16 protein-coding genes and 1 tRNA gene are annotated in these 18,417 nt (G+C 69.3%); 8 read left to right on the forward strand and 9 right to left on the reverse strand.

The genetic code is table 11. The features are described from left to right. Positions 1 to 2 precede the first annotated feature (2 nt). Genes QSK30_RS26690 through QSK30_RS26700 form a run of 3 tightly spaced genes read right to left on the reverse strand, consistent with a single transcriptional unit; the run spans position 3 to position 2,316 of the window. Positions 3 to 1,166, reverse strand: coding sequence for a GNAT family N-acetyltransferase (locus QSK30_RS26690; protein ID WP_285506863.1), 1,164 nt, complete (start codon positions 1,164 to 1,166; stop codon positions 3 to 5). Continuing rightward, complete coding sequence (locus QSK30_RS26695; protein WP_502871892.1) at positions 1,157 to 1,960, reverse strand: 3-hydroxyacyl-CoA dehydrogenase family protein; 804 nt, start codon at positions 1,958 to 1,960, stop codon at positions 1,157 to 1,159. The genes QSK30_RS26690 and QSK30_RS26695 overlap by 10 nt, the downstream gene beginning before the upstream one ends. Positions 1,961 to 1,998: 38 nt before the next feature. Beyond that, positions 1,999 to 2,316 carry an EthD family reductase gene (locus QSK30_RS26700; protein ID WP_285506866.1) on the reverse strand — a complete coding sequence of 106 codons (318 nt, stop codon included), beginning with the start codon at positions 2,314 to 2,316 and terminating at the stop codon, positions 1,999 to 2,001. A 68-nt stretch (positions 2,317 to 2,384) separates the two neighbouring features. Here QSK30_RS26700 and QSK30_RS26705 point away from each other — a divergent pair, with 68 nt between their 5' ends. Both QSK30_RS26705 and QSK30_RS26710 read left to right on the forward strand, forming a co-directional pair. Beyond that, entirely contained in the window at positions 2,385 to 3,032 is a 648-nt protein-coding gene (locus tag QSK30_RS26705; protein ID WP_285506869.1) for a histidine phosphatase family protein, read from the forward strand. A gap of 117 nt (positions 3,033 to 3,149) precedes the next feature. Further along, the gene (locus QSK30_RS26710; RefSeq protein ID WP_285506871.1) at positions 3,150 to 4,745 is read left to right on the forward strand and encodes a tetratricopeptide repeat-containing diguanylate cyclase; all 1,596 of its coding nucleotides are present in this window, start codon (positions 3,150 to 3,152) and stop codon (positions 4,743 to 4,745) included. On the opposite strand, the gene QSK30_RS26715 is transcribed toward QSK30_RS26710, so the two are convergent. After that, positions 4,713 to 5,360, reverse strand: a complete 648-nt coding sequence (locus QSK30_RS26715) for a response regulator transcription factor (RefSeq protein WP_285506873.1) — start codon at positions 5,358 to 5,360, stop codon at positions 4,713 to 4,715. The genes QSK30_RS26710 and QSK30_RS26715 overlap by 33 nt on opposite strands. Positions 5,361 to 5,532: 172 nt before the next feature. Here QSK30_RS26715 and QSK30_RS26720 point away from each other — a divergent pair, with 172 nt between their 5' ends. After that, on the forward strand, positions 5,533 to 8,292 hold the full coding sequence (locus QSK30_RS26720) for a penicillin acylase family protein (protein ID WP_285506875.1): 2,760 nt from the start codon (positions 5,533 to 5,535) through the stop codon (positions 8,290 to 8,292). A 46-nt stretch (positions 8,293 to 8,338) separates the two neighbouring features. Here QSK30_RS26720 and QSK30_RS26725 read toward each other — a convergent pair whose 3' ends face one another. The 3 genes from QSK30_RS26725 to QSK30_RS26735 form a co-directional block, all read right to left on the reverse strand. Next, positions 8,339 to 8,767 (reverse strand): hypothetical protein, encoded by a 429-nt coding sequence (locus QSK30_RS26725; protein ID WP_285506877.1) that lies wholly within the window; start codon positions 8,765 to 8,767, stop codon positions 8,339 to 8,341. Positions 8,768 to 8,911: 144 nt separating this feature from the next. Continuing rightward, on the reverse strand, positions 8,912 to 10,117 hold the full coding sequence (locus QSK30_RS26730) for an ABC transporter permease (protein WP_285506879.1): 1,206 nt from the start codon (positions 10,115 to 10,117) through the stop codon (positions 8,912 to 8,914). Beyond that, entirely contained in the window at positions 10,114 to 11,034 is a 921-nt protein-coding gene (locus QSK30_RS26735) for an ABC transporter ATP-binding protein (RefSeq protein WP_285506881.1), read from the reverse strand. The genes QSK30_RS26730 and QSK30_RS26735 overlap by 4 nt, the downstream gene beginning before the upstream one ends. Positions 11,035 to 11,175: 141 nt before the next feature. Here QSK30_RS26735 and QSK30_RS26740 point away from each other — a divergent pair. The 4 genes from QSK30_RS26740 (at position 11,176) to QSK30_RS26755 (ending at position 15,087) form a co-directional block, all read left to right on the forward strand. Continuing rightward, positions 11,176 to 11,248: transfer RNA gene (locus QSK30_RS26740), tRNA-Arg, on the forward strand. A 137-nt stretch (positions 11,249 to 11,385) separates the two neighbouring features. After that, positions 11,386 to 12,237, forward strand: coding sequence for a DUF72 domain-containing protein (locus QSK30_RS26745; RefSeq protein ID WP_502871890.1), 852 nt, complete (start codon positions 11,386 to 11,388; stop codon positions 12,235 to 12,237). 817 nt (positions 12,238 to 13,054) lie between these two features. Next, complete coding sequence (locus tag QSK30_RS26750; protein ID WP_285506884.1) at positions 13,055 to 14,431, forward strand: NucA/NucB deoxyribonuclease domain-containing protein; 1,377 nt, start codon at positions 13,055 to 13,057, stop codon at positions 14,429 to 14,431. 65 nt (positions 14,432 to 14,496) lie between these two features. Beyond that, positions 14,497 to 15,087, forward strand: coding sequence for a DUF6461 domain-containing protein (locus QSK30_RS26755; RefSeq protein ID WP_285506886.1), 591 nt, complete (start codon positions 14,497 to 14,499; stop codon positions 15,085 to 15,087). On the opposite strand, the gene QSK30_RS26760 is transcribed toward QSK30_RS26755, so the two are convergent. Beyond that, positions 15,068 to 16,132: an aldo/keto reductase gene (locus QSK30_RS26760; protein ID WP_285506888.1), complete on the reverse strand. Its 1,065-nt coding sequence runs from the start codon at positions 16,130 to 16,132 to the stop codon at positions 15,068 to 15,070. The two genes, QSK30_RS26755 and QSK30_RS26760, sit on opposite strands and share 20 nt — an antisense overlap. Before the next feature lie 110 nt (positions 16,133 to 16,242). Here QSK30_RS26760 and QSK30_RS26765 point away from each other — a divergent pair, with 110 nt between their 5' ends. After that, entirely contained in the window at positions 16,243 to 17,091 is an 849-nt protein-coding gene (locus QSK30_RS26765) for a helix-turn-helix domain-containing protein (protein ID WP_285506890.1), read from the forward strand. On the opposite strand, the gene QSK30_RS26770 is transcribed toward QSK30_RS26765, so the two are convergent. Beyond that, positions 17,081 to 17,776 (reverse strand): alpha/beta hydrolase, encoded by a 696-nt coding sequence (locus QSK30_RS26770; RefSeq protein ID WP_285506892.1) that lies wholly within the window; start codon positions 17,774 to 17,776, stop codon positions 17,081 to 17,083. The genes QSK30_RS26765 and QSK30_RS26770 overlap by 11 nt on opposite strands. Between the last annotated feature and the right edge of the window lie 641 nt (positions 17,777 to 18,417).

The following is an 18,417-nucleotide window of genomic DNA, read 5'->3' on the forward strand; positions in this document are numbered from 1 at the left end:
GGCTAGAACACGTTGGCGATGTGCACGTGGTGCGGCGCGCCGGTCAGCGCGTCCAGGGCCGCCGCGGCCTCGTGACCGCCGCTGAGGAAGCCCGCTTGGCGCAGCGACGCGGTGGTCGCCGAGCCCGCGTACCAGGGGCCGAGGGCGCGGGCGGAGAGCTGGACCGCGCCCTCGCCACCTCGCTCGCAGATGACCGTGCCCGCCTCGTGCGTCAGGCGCCAGCGCCCGGCCTGCCAGGGTGCGTGCTGGTCCACGACCTCGACGTCCACGCTGAACGACCGCGCGTACGCCACCGCGGGCCAACCGCGGGCGGCGATGGCGGCGGGCAGGTCGACCACGCGAAGCATGAAGTCGTCGACCTCCGCCGAGCGCCGCATCGCGCTCGGGACCACGAGGTCGAGCAGCGTGCGGTCGATGACCCGGATCGTGGCCTCGCTCAGGCCGCCCGCCCAGCTGGCGAGCTGGCGCAGCAGCGCGTGTGCGGCGTCGACGTCGTCAGCGACCAGGTCGAGCACCTTGAGGACCTCGCCGTCGGGGCGCTTGGCGGTCAGGTAGCCACGAATCCCGTGCTCACCGGGTACGACCGTGGCGACGTCCTGCCGGAGCGGGGCTGCGAGGTCGAACACAGGCGCGGAACGATCAAGCATGCCGTCGACCTTCGCGGCCGAGCGCAGGTAGCAGGCGTGCAGGTCGGATAGGTCGTCGGTGGTCGCCGGTCGTACAGGCGCGGTCGCGCGGGGGGTGGCGGCCAGCTCCGCCAACGGCAAGAGGGTCGTGTCAGCAGTACCGACGTGCTCCCAACCGTAGCGGCGGTAAATCGGCAGTACATAAGGGAAAAGCGTTGATACTGGCTGTCCACGCTCGCGCATGTCGTGTAGGGATTTCTCCAGTAGCGCCCCCGCGATCCCGCTACCGCGGGCGTGCGGATAGACGCACACGCTGGCGATACCGCCCATGGGGACAGCGACCCCGCCGAAGAACTGGCGATAGGCGTAAACGCGTAAGAACCCGGCGATAGCGCTATCGAGTTCGCCGACGAATCCTTGCCACGCACCGGCCGGTTCTGGCCAGTCCGCGGGCGGTTCGGCGGGACCGCCGAAGGAGAGCCGACGGAGGCGGTAGACCTCGTCGGCATCCTCTTCGCTGAACGGGCGGATCACGACCACGTGAAGAACCCCTGGCCGCTCTTACGCCCGAGCTCCCCGCGCGCAACCATGTCGCGCATCAGCTGCGGCGGGGTGAACCGCGGCCCCAGCTCGGTGGCGAGGTGCTCGGCGATGGACAGCCGCACGTCCAGTCCGACCAGGTCGGTCAGCCGCAGCGGGCCCATCGGCCAGCCGTAGCCCAGGCGCATGCCGGTGTCGATGTCCTCGGGCGAGGCGACGCCCTCCTCGACCATCCGGATGGCCTCCAGCCCGACGGCCACGCCCAGCCGGGAGGTCGCGAACCCGGGTGAGTCGCGGACCTCGATCACGGTCTTGCCCAGCGCCTCCGCCCAGCCGCGCACCCGCGCCACCACCTCGGCGGGCAGGCCCGGGTGGACCACCAGCTCCACCAGCGCCTGCACCGGCACCGGGTTGAAGAAGTGCATCCCGATCACGCGCTCGCCGGGCAGCCCCTCGGCCAGCTGGGTGATCGAGAGCGACGAGGTGTTCGAGGCGAGCACCGCGTCCGGGCAGCGGGCGGCCACGGCGGTGAACACCGAGCGCTTGAGGTCGAGCCGCTCCGGCACCGCCTCGACGGCCAACGCCGTGTCCTCGGGCAGTTCACCCAGCTCGGTCGCGGTGGACAACCTGGTGAGCAGGTCGTCGGCCGAGCCGGTGAGCTTGCCGCGCTCCTCGGCCTTGCGCAGGGACTTCTCGACGTTGCGCACCCCCGCCGCGGCCCGCTCGGCGTCGGCCTCGGCCAGCACGACGGTGCTGCCCGCGGCCAGGAAGACGTGCACGATCCCGGCACCCATGGTGCCGCCGCCGATCACCGCGACGGTGCCCGGGACGCTCACGGGGCCACCTCGGCGGCGAACATGGCGACCAGGTCCAGCCCGCCGATCTCGGACAGGTTCGCCCCGGCGGCCTGCCACTGCGGCGACTGGAACGCCGCCTTCATCGCCGCCGCGGACTCGAAGTACAGCTCGGCCACCAGGTAGGGCTCGCTCTCGCCCAGGAAACCGGGCACGAAAACGCGGCTGACCTTGGCGATCTCCTGGCGCAGCAGCCCTGGGGTCTGCTCGACCAGCGGCAGGTGGCTGCCGAAGTACCCCTCGTCGAAGGCGGCCGGATCGTCCGGCCGCCGGTACAGGGCGATGTACTTGATCACTGGACAACTCCCGGGTCATGGTCGGCGCCCGCACTCATGATGCGCGGCCATTGGGCACCATAGTGAGTGTGCGGATCATCCTGCTGCGGCACGGCGAGAGTCTCGGCAACATCGACGAGCTCGCCTACTGCCGCATCCCCGACCATGCCCTGCCGCTGACCGCGCGGGGCGAGGAACAGGCGAGCGCCGAGGGCGCGCGCCTGCGCGAGCTGTTGGCGGGTCAGCCGGTGGCTGCCTACATCAGCCCGTACGTGCGCACGATGCGGACCTTCGAGTTACTGGGTCTGCCGGTAGAGCGGCAAGTCCAAGAGCCCCGACTGCGCGAACAGGACTGGGGGAACCTCCAGGACCCGGTAGAGCAACAGGTGCAAAAGCAGAAGAGGCACGAGTTCGGCCACTTCTTCTACCGGCTCGCGCACGGTGAATCGGGCGCGGACGTCGACGACCGGGTAGCGAGCTTCTTGACCGAGCTCGAGCAACGGGTCGAACACGACCGGACGCACCCCGACACCGCCCTGGTGGTCTCGCACGGGCTGACGATGCGGCTGCTCTGCAGGCGGATGTTCTCGTGGAGCATCGAGCTGTTCGAGTCGCTGTCGAACCCGCCGCACTGCGACCACCGGGTGCTCACCCACACCGACGGGCGGTGGTCCCTGGACCGGCCGTTCACCCAGTGGAGGGACTCGCCGGACGGTACCTCGCAGATCCACAGCTGACGCCTAGTACGAGTTGACCCGCCGCAGCGGGTCGAGCACCCATCGTCACAACGATCCGGCAACGCTCACTACTCCGAACGGGTCACGACGTCCGGCCCTTGTAGCCTGATCCGAACTGTGTCGCAGGCCACGAACGGGCCGCCGTTCGTTGTCCGTTCCGACGGTGACGAGGACGGTGTGGGGCTCAACGACCAGGCTGCCGACGAGGTGGCCGCCACCGAGGCGCTGCGCGCCGACAGCGAGGTGCGGCTGCTGATCGACGCGGGCCGCAACGACGAGGCCAACGCGCTGTTCGACCAGCTGGTCGCCAAGGTGCCGCCCGGGTTGGACCCGTGGACCCGGGCGGCCATCCTCACCCGGCGGGCGGTGGCCGCGTGGCGGCTCAAGCGGATCCCGCTGGCCCTCGAGCTGGCCGCGGCGGGCTGGAGCGACATCGACGCCGAGCAGCCGTCCGGGTCGTTCGCCGCGGACACCCTCGGGCGGCTGGGCTACCTGTTGGAGGGCATCGGGCACCGCCGCGCGTCGTTGGACATCTCGCGGGTGGCGGTCGAGGTCGCGCGGACCGGCCACGACGTGGAGATCCTCGCCCACTCCCTGCAAGGGCTGGCGGGGACGCTGAACTTCCGGGCGTGCGAGCTGCCGGAAGAGGAGGCCGTGGCCACCTTCCGCGAGGCGATCCCGATGTTCGAGGAGGGCCTGGGCCTGGTCTCCGAGGGCCGCGTCCACCTGGCCCTGCTGTCGGCCTACGGCGCGTCGCTGGCCGGGATCGGCGAGCTGGAGCGGGCGGAGCAGACCGCGCGGCAGGCCCTCGCGCTGGCCGAGGCGCAGAGCAACCGGTGGTCGCGGTCGGTGGGCCACTGGGTGCTGTCCATGATCCGCCGCAGGCAGGGCGCGCTGGCCCAGGCCATCGACTACGGCCGGATCGCGGTCGAGGAGGCCGCGCGCATCAACGACACCTCCCTGCTGCAGCGCTATTCGGAGGATCTTGCCGACATCTGCCGGGAGAACGGCGACGCCGTGGGTGAAGCGGCAGCGCTAAGACTCAACATCAGTGCGCGGCAGATGGCGATGGAAACGCTGCAAGAGGGCCTCGGGCAGGCGTTGGAGCAACGCAGGCTCGCGATCCGCGCGCAACGGTTGGCCACCGCGGCGCAAGAGGCCGCCGCGCGTGATCCGTTGACGGGCTTGGCCAACCGGCTGGGTCTTGAGCGCACGGCGCCACAACTGTTGAAACGAGCTCTTGCGGGCGGCCGGGTGCCGTGGCTGGTGCTGATCGACGTCGACTGGTTCAAGGGGGTCAACGACGCCGCCGGGCACGCCGCGGGCGACGCCGCGCTGCGGGAGATCGCCCAAGTGCTGCTGGTGGAGTGCCGTGGCGGGGACGTGATCGCGCGGTGGGCCGGGGACGAGTTCGTGGTTCTGCTCACCGAGGCGGCGATCGACCACACCGACGGTTTCACCAGCCCGGTCGGCGCGGCGGTGGCCGAACGGATCCGGGTGGCCGTGGACATGCACGACTGGACCGCCGTGCTCGGCGCGACCCAGCGGCCCACGGTGAGCATCGGCGTGGCGACCGGTCAGGACACCTTGGAGCGCCTCTTCGCCAACGCCGATGCCGCGCTCTACCGAGCCAAGCGACGGGGCCGCAACCGCGTCGAGGTGCACGGCTCTACCGAGGACTCACGCGATAAGACCGCCCCGGTAAGCCACTAGCGCTGCCTGGACGCGGTTAGCCGCACCAATCTTCCCGAGCACGGCAGACACATAGCCCTTCACCGTCGCCTCGGACAGGTGCAACCGGTGCCCGATCTCGGCGTTGGACAGTCCCTCGCCGACCAACCCGACCACCTCCAACTCCCGGTCGGACAGCATCTCGAGCAGCCTGCGCGCGGGCTCGGCGGCGCGGGTTGCGTCGGCCACCGCGTGCACCAGCCGGGCGGCGACCTTGGGGTCGAGCACCGCGCCGCCCCTGGCCAGGTCGCGGACGGCCTTGACCAGGTGGACCGGCTCGGTGTCCTTGAGCAGGAACCCGGCGGCGCCCAGGCGCAGCGCCTCGCGCACGTAGTCGTCGACGTCGAAGGTGGTCAGCATCGACACCGCGGGCGGCTCGGGCAGGGCCATCAGCCTGCGCAGCGCGGTGATGCCGTCGGTCGACCCCATCCGGATGTCGAGCAGGACGACGTGCGGGCGGTGCAGGGCGACCTGCTCGGCGACCGGCGCACCGTCGTCGCACTCGGCCACGACCTGGATGTCGCCCGCGCTGGACAGGATCGTCCGCAGCCCCGAGCGGACGAGGTCCTCGTCGTCCGCGATGAGCACCTTGATCACACACGCCTCCCGACTGGCGTCAATCTATTACGAAGAATAGATCTATTTGGTTGGTATCTTACCGTGCCATGGTCCACTTGACAGCACGCGGCAAATCCGAACCTCTTTCGCCAGTCTGCTACGTGCCGGTAACGTCACGCGGCGTCACGCTTCGCGAGAGGAGCCTCGGCAGATGGCACGAGCCGCACGGATCACGACTTCCACTGTCAGCGCGTTAGCCGTAACCGCAGCCCTGTTTGTCACCACCGGACAGGCGGACGCCGCACCACCCAGAACCTCTTACGCCGCGAACGACTACTGCCTCGGACAATGCGGCGACATCGTCCCGCCCGGGCAGAACGGCAGCGCTACCCTCGTCGAGATCCTCGCCCACAAGGCATTCGGCACGCGGCCGCGGCACGCCGACGACCAACTGGGCAAGTACGACTCGTTGGCGCAAGGCTACCGCGCCCTGACCACAGACAAGATCAACACCTTCTTCACCGACGCCTCCTTCGGTGTGCCCGCCGACCAGGTGGAGAGCACGCGCAAGCCGCGCGCGGACGTGACGATCATCCGCGACAAGGCCACCGGCACCCCGCACGTGTACGGGACCACCCGTGGTGGGACGACTTTCGGGGCAGGGTACGCCGCCGCGCAAGACCGGCTCTTCCTGATGGACGTGCTGCGCCGGGTGGGGCGCGGCCAGTTGACGCCGTTCGCCGGTGGCGCGGAGGCGAACCAGCACCTGGAGCAGGACTTCTTCGCCGACGCGCCCTACACCGAGGCCGAGTTGCAGCGCCAGGTGGACGAGGTGGCCGCGTCCGGCCCGCGCGGGGCGCAGGCGATGGCGGACGCGCAGTCCTATGTGGAGGGCGTCAACCAGTACATCTCCGAGGCGTACAACGGACGTTACTTCCCCGGCGAGTACGTGCTGCTCGGCCACATCGACACGATCACCAACGCGGGGCGGATCGAGCCGTTCACACTCAGGGACCTGGCTGTGATCGCCTCGGTGATCGGCGCGCAGTTCGGCGGCGGGGGCGGCGGCGAGGTGCAGTCGGCGGTGGCCAAGCTGGCCTTGCAAGAGCGCTACGGCGTGGTCGAGGGCGAACGGGTCTGGCAGGGCCTCCGTGCTGAGGACGACCCGGAGCACGCCAAGACTATCCACAACGGACAGAGTTTCCCGTACGGCAAGCGCCCCGCGAGTCCCCAGGGGGAGGCGTTGCCCGATAAGGGGTCGGTGACGGCCCAGCAGGTGGTCTTCGACCGTGCGAGCTCTCTTGCACCTGCCCGTACCTCTCCCGGGTTGAGTTCCGTACGCGGAATCCTTGACAACGGCGTATTGCCCGGTGACCTGTTGGAGAACAAGCACGGGATGTCGAACGCCCTGCTGGTCGCCGGTTCGCACACGGCCAGCGGACACCCGGTTGCGGTGTTCGGTCCGCAGACCGGGTACTTCGCGCCGCAGCTGTTGATGCTGCAAGAGCTCCAGGGACCGGGGATCAGCGCGCGTGGCGCTTCGTTCGCCGGGATCAGCTTCTACATCCTGCTCGGGCGTGGTCAGGACTACTCGTGGAGCGCGACGAGTTCGGGCCAAGACATCACGGACACCTACGCGGTGGAGCTGTGCTCGCCGAGCGGGCCCGTGTCGAAGGACAGCAACTACTACCTGTTCCGAGGGCAGTGTCTCCCAATGGACGTGGTGGAGCGTAAGAACTCCTGGTTCAGCTCGGTGGGGAGCACGGCACCGGCGGGCTCTTACACACTGCGGTCCTACCGCACGAAGTATGGACCCGTGACACACCGCGCTACCGTGGGCGGCAAGCCGGTGGCGTACGCCGAACTGCGGTCGACGTTCTTGCACGAACTGGACTCAGTGGTCGGCTTCCAAGAGTTCAACGACCCGGACGCCATCCACTCGGCAGCCGACTTCCAGCGGGCCGCCGCGCACGTGGGGTACACGTTCAACTGGTTCTACGCGGACTCGAAGGACATCGCGTACTACAACTCCGGCAGCAACCCGGTCCGCCGCGCCACCGTGGACCCCGGAATGCCCACGTGGGCCGGGAACGACTGGGTCGGTTGGGATCCAGCGACCAACCGGGCCTCCTACACGCCCTCTGCCGAACACCCACAGGTAGTGAATCAGGACTACCTGGTGTCGTGGAACAACGGACAGGCCCCCGGCACGGCGGCAGCGGGCTTGGAGCGGCAGTCCGTGCACCGCGGGGATCTCTTGGACGCGCGCGTCCAGCAACTGGTGAGTCGCGGTGGCGTTGACCGGGCTGCTCTTACCAAGGCCATGGAGGAAGCTGCGCTGACCGACCTTCGCGCGGAACGCATCCTCCCGCTGCTCTTGCGCGTGGTGGGCGACGGTGACGCATCAACCGCAGGCGCGGTGACGTCGTTGCGCCAGTGGCTCACCGCCGGTGGTCGTCGCACGGAAACCGCCCAGGGCAGCAAGTCTTACGCCAACACCGACGCGATCCGCCTCTTGGACGCTTGGTGGCCGCTGCTGGTCCGCGCGGAGTTCGAGCCCGGCCTGGGGTCGGCCGCGTACACGGAGCTGACGCGCCGGATCAAGGTGGACGAGACGCCGTCGAACGGCAACGCCCACCAGGGCTCATCATTCCAGGCAGGCTGGTGGGGCTATGTGCACAAGGACATCCGCGCAGTGCTGGGCGATCCTGTGACCGCACCCCTCAGCCAGCGCTTCTGCGGCGGCGGAGATCTCGGCCGGTGCAAGCAGGTCCTGCTCGACACCTTGCGCCAAGCAGCGGCGGTGCCCGCGGCGCAGGTCTACCCCGCCACCCCCGGGTGCACCGCGGGTGACCAGTGGTGCGCGGACTCGATCATCCACAACGCGCTGGGCGGCATCACCCAGAAGCCGATCAGCTTCCAGAACCGGCCGACGTTCCAGCAGGTCGTGGAGTTCTCCGCGCACCGCTGACCGACGGGGGCAGGCTCGGCACCCGGCGTGCCGAGCCTGCCGCGGGTCAGATCTTCACCAGGAGGTACTTCGGCCCGGTCCCGATGGTCGAGCACTCGCTGGACTGGACGTACTGGGAGTAGGTGTAGCCGGACGGGATCGAGCACGCCCACATGTTGTTCTGCGGCGTCCGCAGGTAGTACCGCGGCGCGGTGCTGATCGTGCTGCACTGGCTGGAGCTGGTGACCGGGATGTAGGTGAGGTTCGACGGCGCCGTGCAAGCCCACAGGTTGTTCGCGGGAACCTCGATGTAGTAGCGCGGTGCCGTGTTGCCCCCGCTGCCGCACTGGGTCGACTGGGTCACGGAGGTGTAGGTGTAGCCCGCGGGCACCGAGCACGCCCACGTGCCGGTCACCTCAGCGGGCGCGGGCGTGACCAGGGTGGCCGCGGTGAACAGGGCGGCTGCGCTCGCGGCGATCAGTCGTCGGATCCGCACGTGGTTCGCTCCTCGTGGTCGCTGGGATAACCCAGCACACCAGCCGAACCAGTCGCGAAGCTGCCGTCCCAGGGGTGTAAGGGGTTGGCAGGAGAAGGAAAACGGCCGCCCCGCGCGGGGACGGCCGTTCGACTTCCGCGGAACTCAGGCGGCGCGCAGGGCGTCGCGCAGCTTCACCTTGGCGCCGCTGCGCATGACCGCGTTGCGGTAGATGCGGCCGGACAGCCACACCAGCGCCGGGATGAGGGCCAGCACCAGCACCACGGCCAGGCCCGCCTCCCAGGCCGGGACGCCGCCCATGGCCAGCCGCATCGGCATCAGGGTCGGGGCGAACAGCGGGATGATCGAGAGCACCTCGACCAGCTGGTTCCCCGGGTCGGTCGGCAGGATCGAGATGCCCAGCACGTACCCGAGGATGACGAACATCAGCGGCGGCGTGATCACCCCGCCGATGTCCTCCTGCCGCGAGACGAGCGCGCCGAGCGCGGCGAAGACCAGGGAGTAGGCGAAGAAGCCGAGCAGGAACCACACCACCAGCCAGATGACCGTGCCCACCGCGGTCGACACCGAGATGGTGAGCACCCCGGTGGCCAGGCCCGCGGCGATGCCGACGCCGCCGATCGCCACCATTTGGACCAGGCCGACCACGCCGATGCCGAGCACCTTGCCCGCCATCAGCTGCCACGGCCGGATCGTGGCCAGCAGCAGCTCCACCACCCGGCTGGACTTCTCCTCCACCACGCCCTGGGCCACCGACTGGCCGTTGATCAGCAGCGACATGTAGATCAGCACGCCGGCGATCATGCCGATGACCAGCTGCTGGCCGTTGTAGTCGTACGGCGGTTCCAGCGGCCGCACCTCGGCCTTGGCACCGGCCACCGCCTGGCCGATGGTGGCCGGGTCGCCGCCGAGGTCGGTGATCTCCTGGTTGAGCGCGAGCTGCCCGGCCAGCACGTTGAGGGTGTTCTTGAGCTTCTCGTCGATCTCCTTCTTGACCACCACGACGATCTTCGACCCGTCGCCGACGAGCAGGGCGTCGAGCGATCCGTCGTCGATCTGCCCGCGCCCGGCGGCCTCGTCCACCGCGCGGGTGTCGATCGTCTGGCCGATGGAGGTCGCGGTCGCCTTGAGCGGCGCCTCCAGCGCCACCGCGCTCGGCACGACGCCGACGGTGGCGTCCGAGCCGCCGGAGACGAACTTCATGACCAGGGTGAACCCGATCAGCAGCAGCAGCGTGGCCGCCGTGGTGATGATGAAGGCCTTGGACTTGAGCCGGGTGCCGACCTCCCGGCCCGCGACCAGGCTGACGGCTTCCCAGTTGCCCAAACGGACGTCCGGCAGCGTGCTCATGCCGCGGCCTCCTCGGTGTGCTCGGACACGACATTGCGGAACAACTCGGTCAACGTCTGGCGGCGGTGGGTGAACTCGGTCACCGGCCCGGTCGCCAGCGCGGCCCGCAGCACGGCCTGGTCGTCGGCGCCGTCGCCGAGTTCCAGCACGGTCTGGGCGCCGACCTGCTCCTTGACCGTCACCCCCGGCAACCCGCTTGCCCACCCCGGCGGCGCGTTCGGCGCCTCGACGACCAAGTGGACGGTGCCACCCGCCCGCAGCGCGTCGACGGTGTCGCAGGCCACCATCTGCCCACTCCGGACGATCCCGACCCGGTGGCACAGCCGCTCGACCAGGTCCAACTGGTGGCTGGAGAAGACGACCGGCACCCCCTCGGCGGCCTTGTCCGCCAGCACCTTGCTCATCACGTCGACCGCCACGGGGTCCAGCCCGGAGAACGGCTCGTCCAGCACCAGGATCGTGGGGTTGTGCACCAGGGCGGCCGCCAACTGCACCCGCTGCTGGTTGCCGAGGCTGAGCTTCTGCACCTCGTCGCCGACCCGCCCGGCCACCCCCAGCCGCTCAGTCCACTCCGCCACCGACCGCTTGGCGTCGGCCGTGCTCAGCCCGTGCAGCCGGGCCAGGTAGACGAGCTGCTCGCCGACCTTCATCTTCGGGTAAAGCCCCCGCTCCTCGGGCATGTACCCGATGTGCCGCCGGGTCTCGAGGGTGATCGGCTCGCCGTCCCACCGGACCACGCCGGCATCGGCTGCCAACACCCCCAACGCGATCCTCATCGTGGTCGTCTTACCGGCCCCGTTGGACCCCACGAACCCGAACAACTCCCCCGCCTCCACCGCGAACGTCATCTCCCGCAGTGCGACGACGTCCCCGTACCTCTTGGAGACCCCGTCGATCTCCAACCGTCGCTGCGCCACCCTCGCCACTCCCCTCGTCCGTGTGTCGAACATCCTGCCCGCTGGTAAGCGGACCGACATCCGGAATGGCCCCTAGTGGACCACCCGCACCGGTGGTCCCGCGTCAACCCGGAGAACGACCCGGTAGGGTGTAGCCCGCCAGCCCTCGTAGCTCAGGGGATAGAGCATCGGTTTCCTAAACCGTGCGTCGCAGGTTCGAATCCTGCCGGGGGCACTCACTTGATCAAGCGTTTCCGCAGTTCAGCCGTGTTCTCCCGGTGGTGTCGGCGCGGACCGCGGGTGTTCTGCCGCCGCCCCGGCGAACCGGCTACAGCTGTCTTTGAGTCATGATCGAGGGGAGCTGACGACGCAGTGGCACGCCTTCATGTCGGCTGCGCGATGTGGACCCACAAGACCTGGCCCGGCCGGTTCCTGCCACAGTCACTGCCCGCCAAGGAGCGCCTGCGCGCCTACGCGGGCTGGTGCAACGCGGTCGAGGGCAACACCACCTTCTACGCCACCCCCGCCCGCGCCACCGTCGAGACCTGGGCCCAGCAGACCGACCCCGGCTTCCGGTTCGTGGTCAAGCTGCCCAAGGTCGTCACGCACGAGCGCCGGTTGGTCGGTGTCGAGACCGAGATGCGGGCGTTCCTGGACGCCATCGAACCCCTCGGGGACCGGGCGGTCCTGTGGACCCAGTTGCCCAGCTCGTTCGGCCCCGCGGACATCGACGCCCTCGGCCGCTTCCTGCGCAGACTCCCCACCGACCGCAGGCGCGCCGTGGAGGTGCGCCACCCCGACTTCTTCACCGACACCCGCTCGACCACGACGCTCGAGGGGGCGCTGGCCCACGCGGACACCGAGTGGGTGCCGTTCGACACCACGGTCTTCTTCCAGAGCCCACCGACCAGCGAGGCCGCACAGGACGCCTGGACCAAGAAACCACGACTGCCAAGGCGGACGCGGGCACTGACCGACCAACCGATCGTCCGCTACCTGGGTCGGGACGCAGCCGAGGAAACGGTCGAGGGCTGGCAGCCATGGACCGCGGTAGTCGCCGACTGGCTACGCGAGGGCCGATCACCCACGGTCTTCCTCCACACCCCCGACAACCACGACGCCCCCGCCCTAGCCCGCCAATTCCACGACGACGTGCGAAAGCTCGTACCCGACCTCAACGCACTCCCCGAACCCGAACCGATCGGGCCCGCGACCCTGTTCTGAGCGACGTCGTGATCGGCCACTCCACCATCCCGGCATGAGCGAGACCGCAACCACCGGATGGATCTCCGGGCTCACCCTGCATCCGGCCGTGTGCGCGACGCCCCTTGATCAGTCGTCGCGCTGATGGCGCGCGAGGGCGTCCGGCCGTGCTGTGGAGCTACCGTCGACGTCCGCTCGCTGTCCTCGGGCTCTGCGCCGGCACCCCCAACACCTCGAGGAAGTGTTGAAAAGGAATTCCCGCATGCCCACGAGGACGACGTCGTCGGGTGGCTGGTGAGCCTTGCGAAGTTGATCGTTCCATTGGCACGACTCACCCCGCAGGCGGAACCCGACCTCCGAAAGCTTCTCGACTGCTGTCACGGTGCTCACTTGGGGGATGACCGGCAGCGGATCGATGCGGCGCCAGCGCTTTTCCGATGGTCCGGACAGGATGGTCAGCGTGACGTTGTTTACCGGCCGGCGGGCTGATTTGCCAGTTGTGGCAAGGGGTTGACGTCACCCGGATGGCGGTGCGCAGCGCTCTGGTGGTGGTGTCAGGGTGGTTGGGTCATTCGGTGGCGCGGTCTAGGGGAGATGCGCTCGCGCCGCTGATCTGGGGTGTGTCGGAATTTCTTGGGTATTGGTGGGTGCGCTTTCGCGCGCTGCCCCGAGTGCGGTTCCGGCATTGCGGAGAAGGAGAACGATCATTCGTATTCATGCTCCAAGACCACGTCTAACCGTCGTCGGGATCGCGGTGGCCCTGTTGGTGGCCGGGCAGACACCCGGGTCCGCCGCGCCGCGAGAGCCCGGGTCCGGGTCGGTCGCGGGTGAGGTTCCGGTGGCCACCAAGGCTGTCGTCGGGATCCCGCAGGACCAGCTGGACCAGTTGCGCGCCAAGGCAAAGGACGGCAAGCAGGCCACCCGGCCCGAGCAGCCGCAGGCAGCCGGGAGGCAGCCGTCGGACAAGCCTGAGCCGGTCACCACTGTGCCGCTCGCCGAGTCGGCGCGGCAGGCTCGCGTCAGTGCGGCCCAGCACGCGGTGGACACGGGCACGGCCGCGGCGGCGCCCATTGGCAATCGGCCGGATGCCGCGTTGCTCGACGCGTGCTTCAAGGGGAGTTCCAATGGCGAGTTCGGCCGGATCCACAACCGGTTCACCCACTGCGTGCGGGCCTCGATGGAGGTCGAGTACTGGTCGGTGAACCAGCAGGGCGTGCCGATCAGGAAGGAGGGTGTCACCAAGGCGACGCTGGAGATCTTCACCCAGGGCGATGACACGCAGCGGCGGGTTCGGTCGTTCGCGCGGGTGCAGCGCGACTCCGTCGACTACGACTGGGGGTGGTTCGACAACCTGTTCGTGGCGCCGAACGTGCCGCTGAGCATCATGAACCAGTGCGCCCAGGGCTCAGACGTGTGCTTCGCCAACGACGGCGCCGCCACGATGCCGTGGATCGTCTGGGACAACAGCGACTTCTGGTTCCACTGGGACGTCTACAACCGCGAGGAGTCCGGCGCGGCTCGCGACAAGGTCTCCTACAACCACTGGTACTTCGAGTACTTCACCGACTTCCCGCCGTACAAGACACTCCAGCGCGGGCGGACCGAGGCGCGGCAGCTGCGGTGCGACTCGGCCACCTACTTCAACTTCGGGTCGACCAGGTACCCGAAGGCGTGCGTCTTCAGCGAGGTGACCTCGCGGTTGACCTACCACCTCGACTCCGACCACAGGTCCGTGGCGTTGCACATCTTCGGCGCGCAGACCCGTCCCAATGAGACCTACCCGCTGCTGGTGCCGCCGGGAACGCCCGCACCGCGCGACAAGCGCATCCCGGGTGAGTTCCAGCCCACCAACCCCAACGCCCCGAGCCTGCACCGGATCACCTCGGTGCTGCAACCCGGGGAGACGAAGGCGAACGAGGAGCACAAGCAGGGCGCCTGCTACAAGGAGGGGCCGTACGCCGCCGAGTACCTCGACACCGGGTTGCCGGTCCGGCCGAACCCGCCCGCGGAGCAGTGCGACGAGTACCCGTTCGCCTCGACGCTGGAGGGCGCGGCGAACCCGTTCTGGGACTTCTCGGTGCGCGCGGTTCCCCAGCGGGACAACAGCGTCGCGGGTGGCCTGCTGATCACCCACTACGTCCAGGACCGCGTGCTCGCCTGGGACCAGGACCTGGCCGAGGTGGCGAACGACCGGTTCTACGTCGAGATCCGATAGCATCACACGGTTTCCGGTGGTGGCGGGGCCGCGGTCCCGCCACCACCGCCGAGCTGGAGGGCCGCATGCCGGAACTGGTCGACCTCACCAACGTGTTCGGCGAGAGCTGGTGCGTCACCGTGACCGACATGCCGCTGGACGCCGCGCTGGAGTTCATGGGTGTGGTCGAGTCGGTCGTCCGGCCGAACGGCCTGGCCGAGGTCACCGGACGGCTGGTCGCCTCGAGCAGCCGCGCAGATCGCCAGACCCTTTTGCTGGGCAAGGAAACCGCGGGCTGGACTGTCGTGTTGGAACTGGAGGGGCTCATCGGCTGGGTGGGCGAGGAGCCCGGGCTGCTGGGCGATCTCTCCGCCGGCGGAGGGACCGCGTGCACCATGCGGTCGAGCCCGAACGAGGTGGCGGTGATCTTCGCCGAGGACGGCGAGGTCACCTCCGGGCTCAACGCGGTCAACGGCTGGCGTTGGGGCACACCCAGTCCGCGGCTGGCGGCGGCCCTGGACGCGGTGGGGTTCACCGAGGGGGCCGCCGCCGAGACGGAAGCGCTGTCGTTCGCGCAGTGCGCCGCGCTGGCGGTCCAGGCCGCGACCGGGGTCGAACTGCACGCCGACACGTTCCAGGACGGCTGGTCCGGGGGGCTTACCGAGCCGCGATCTTGACGTCGCCGAACATCACCGCGCGGGTCAGCGGCCGCCGCAGGAAGTCATGCGGGAAGCCTAGGCTGACCGCGCTCGCCTCCGCCAGGGTCGCCACGTGCGCGGGCTCGAGCCGGACCTCAAGCGCACCGAGGTTGTCCTCCAGCTGGGCCACCGTGCGGGCGCCGACGATGGTCGAGGTCACGCCGGGGTTGAGCAGCGTCCAGGCCAAGGCGACGCGCGACGGGGTGGTGCCCAGGTCGGCGGCGACGGACTGGACGGTTTCCGCGATGGCCAGACCGCGCTCGGTCAACGCGCCGTTGCCGATCGCGATGTCGCGCCGGGTGCCCTCGGGCACCGCGGGCCCGTCGACCGGCGCCAGGTCGGCGGCGGTGTACTTGCCGGTGAGCACGCCGCTGGCCAGCGGTGACCACGGCACGACGCCGAGCCCCAGCTCCCGCGCCATCGGGATCAACTCTCGCTCCACCGTCCGCTCGATGAGGCTGTACTCGATCTGCAGCGCCACCAGCGGGGACCAGCCGCGCAAGTCGGCGATGGCCTGCATGCGCGACACCTGCCAGGCTGACGTGTCCGAAATTCCTGTGTAGAGCACCTTTCCAGCCCGGACGAGGTCGTCCATGGCCCGCAAGATCTCCTCGACCGGCGTGGTGTTGTCCCACGCGTGCAGGTAAAGCAGGTCCAGGTAGTCCGTTTTCAGCCTGCGCAGGCTGGATTCGACCGAGCGCACCATGCTCTTGCGGTGGTTCCCGCCGGAGTTGGGGTCACCGGGGCTGGTGCTCAGCGTGTACTTGGTCGCGATGACCAGCTGATCACGCCTACCGGCGCTGAACTCGCCGAGCAGTGCCTCGGATGTCCCGTTGGTGTAGTTGTTCGCGGTGTCGACGAAGTTGCCGCCGTAGTCGAGGTAGGTGTCGAAGATCCGGCGGGCGTCGTCCTTGTCCGCGCCCCAGCCCCAGTCGGCGCCGAAGGTCATCGCGCCCAGCGACAGCGGGGACACGCGCAGGCCGGAGCGGCCGAGCAGGCGGTAGTTGTCGAGCGAGTCGGTCACTGGTCGATCTCCTGTCGTCTGGTCTGTGACCAGCCTGTCGCGGCGCGGCGGCACCGGGCAGGGTCGCTTCATCCTGGGACCGGCGGTACCAGGAACGTAGGATCGGAACAGTGCGCGACCTGCTCGGCGAGCTGGCGGGGTTCCTGCGGACCCGCCGCGAACGCCTGACCCCCGGTGATGTCGGCCTGCCCGTGCTCGGTCGGGTGCGCCGCACCCCCGGTCTGCGCCGCGAGGAGGTCGCCGACCTCGCGGGCGTCAGCGTCGACTACCTCACCCGCCTCGAACAGGGCCGCGGCCTGCGCCCGTCCGCAGAGGTGCTGGCGGCGCTCGGCCGCGCGCTGCGCCTTGACCTGGACGAGCGCGACTACATGTTCGCCTTGGCGGGCCAGCGATCCGCGGCCGAGCGCCGGACACCGGACCCCGGCCCGTTGGCGCGCCTGGTGCACGACCTGGCCCCACTGCCCGCACTGCTGATCGACCACCGGTTCGACCTCGTGGCGTGGAACCCGCAGATGGCCCGGTTGATGCTCGACTTCGATACCCTGCCCGACGCCCAGCACAACGCCCTGCTGATGTGCCTGACCCACCCCGCGTTCCGCGACTTCTACCGCGACCGCGAACGCGTCCTGAGCGAGGCGATCGCCGACCTGCGCGCGGCCTGGGCGGCACACCCGGACGACGCCGAGCTGTCGGCCCTGGTGGACGAGCTCTCCCGCAACGACGAGTTCGAGCGGCTGTGGGACCGGCAGGACGTCCGGGTCAACGGCCGTGGCCGCAAACCCCTGCTGCACCCCGGGGTCGGACCGGTGACGGTGGACTTCGAAGTGCTCAACCCGTTGCACGGCACGGGACACCGGCTGATCGTCTACCGGGCGGCCGACCCGGCGTCACAGTCCGCTTTGGACAGTCTGGCAGAGGGGGCGGGCCCGGCCCACCCCCTCCGGGCGGTCAACGGGTAGACCAGCGAACCGACACCTCGGGGAACCGGGGCGTGGCACGGTTGAGCAGCGGGCTCGGCACGCCGAACAGGTGCCGGTCGAGGAACGCCCGCACGTAGGTCCGCTGGACCTCGATGGCACGGGCAGGCGCGACCGTCCCGAACAACTCGGCGAACACCGGCGCGGGCAACCGCTCCCGCAGGTGCGCCGGCTCGATGAAGTACGGCGCGTCGGTGAAGCTGTAGTGCCCCATCCCACTGGCGGCGAGGTGACGGCCCCAGGTCTGCTGCGCACCGCGCCACTGGACCCAGTTGTCGAAGTCCCACGCGCCGCTCAGCAGCAGGGTCGGCCTCGGCACACCAGCCCGGGTGACCCGACTGGAGAAGGCACCATCCATGTTCAGCGCCGCGCGGAACCGGGAATCGGACTGCGCGGCCTCAGCGGCGGTAGCCCCACCAGCCGAATGCCCCACAGCCACAACGCGACGGACGTCGACCGACCAGCGGCGCTCGACCTCGGTGAGCACGAACCGCAGATCGTCGGCCCGAACGGTGATCGCGGCATCGCGCTGCTCAACGGACTCATCAGCGGGCCGGTTGTTGTAGAGCACGCGACCATCAGGAAACTTCACAGCAGCGGCCTCATAAGTGTGGTCAACCGCAACGACGAGGTAGCCATGACTGGCCAAATCCTCGGCGAGCGGCACTGGTAGCCCGACTGCCACCGAAACCGTGGCTGAACAGCACCAGTGGCAACCTCCCCGGCCGCACCGGCGCACCCAGAAAAGCCCTGGGACTGACTGAATCCAACGAACCAGCAGGCGCAGCGACGGTTGCCTCGAGCGCCCGGAGCACCTCAGGCGCGGCATAGGGAGCACGCGAACGCCCGGCGGTGGAACGAGCGGGATACCAGGTCTGGACCATCAACTCACGCGGCCCAGGAGTGGGCGCCCACGGATCAACGCGGTTGCGGTCTACCAGGGGAAAGGACGTAGTACCAACGGAATTGCCACCGGTCGGCTGCGGCAACCACACACGCTCGGGCGTGGCACTCGCGGGCACGACCAACAACGTGAGCGCACCAAGGACGGCAAGGAACAGCACAGACAATCGCGACATGACCCCACGCTATCCACGAACGAACCGCCGAGAACACCCCGGGACGCGGTCCACTTAGGACAATCTACTGGGCAGGCACCGAACGCAAAGATGTGGACAGGGAGGGACTGCTCCGAGATTGGTTGACACCTGACCTGTGAGGGCTCGCGTCCTCGCTGGAAGGATGTCTCTGTGCCCAAGCCATACCCCAGGGAGTTCCGCGACGATGTCGTCGCTGTCGCGCGCAAGG

The sequence above is a fragment of the Actinokineospora sp. NBRC 105648 genome (assembly GCF_030269645.1).
Classification (GTDB): Bacteria; Actinomycetota; Actinomycetes; order Mycobacteriales; family Pseudonocardiaceae; genus Actinokineospora.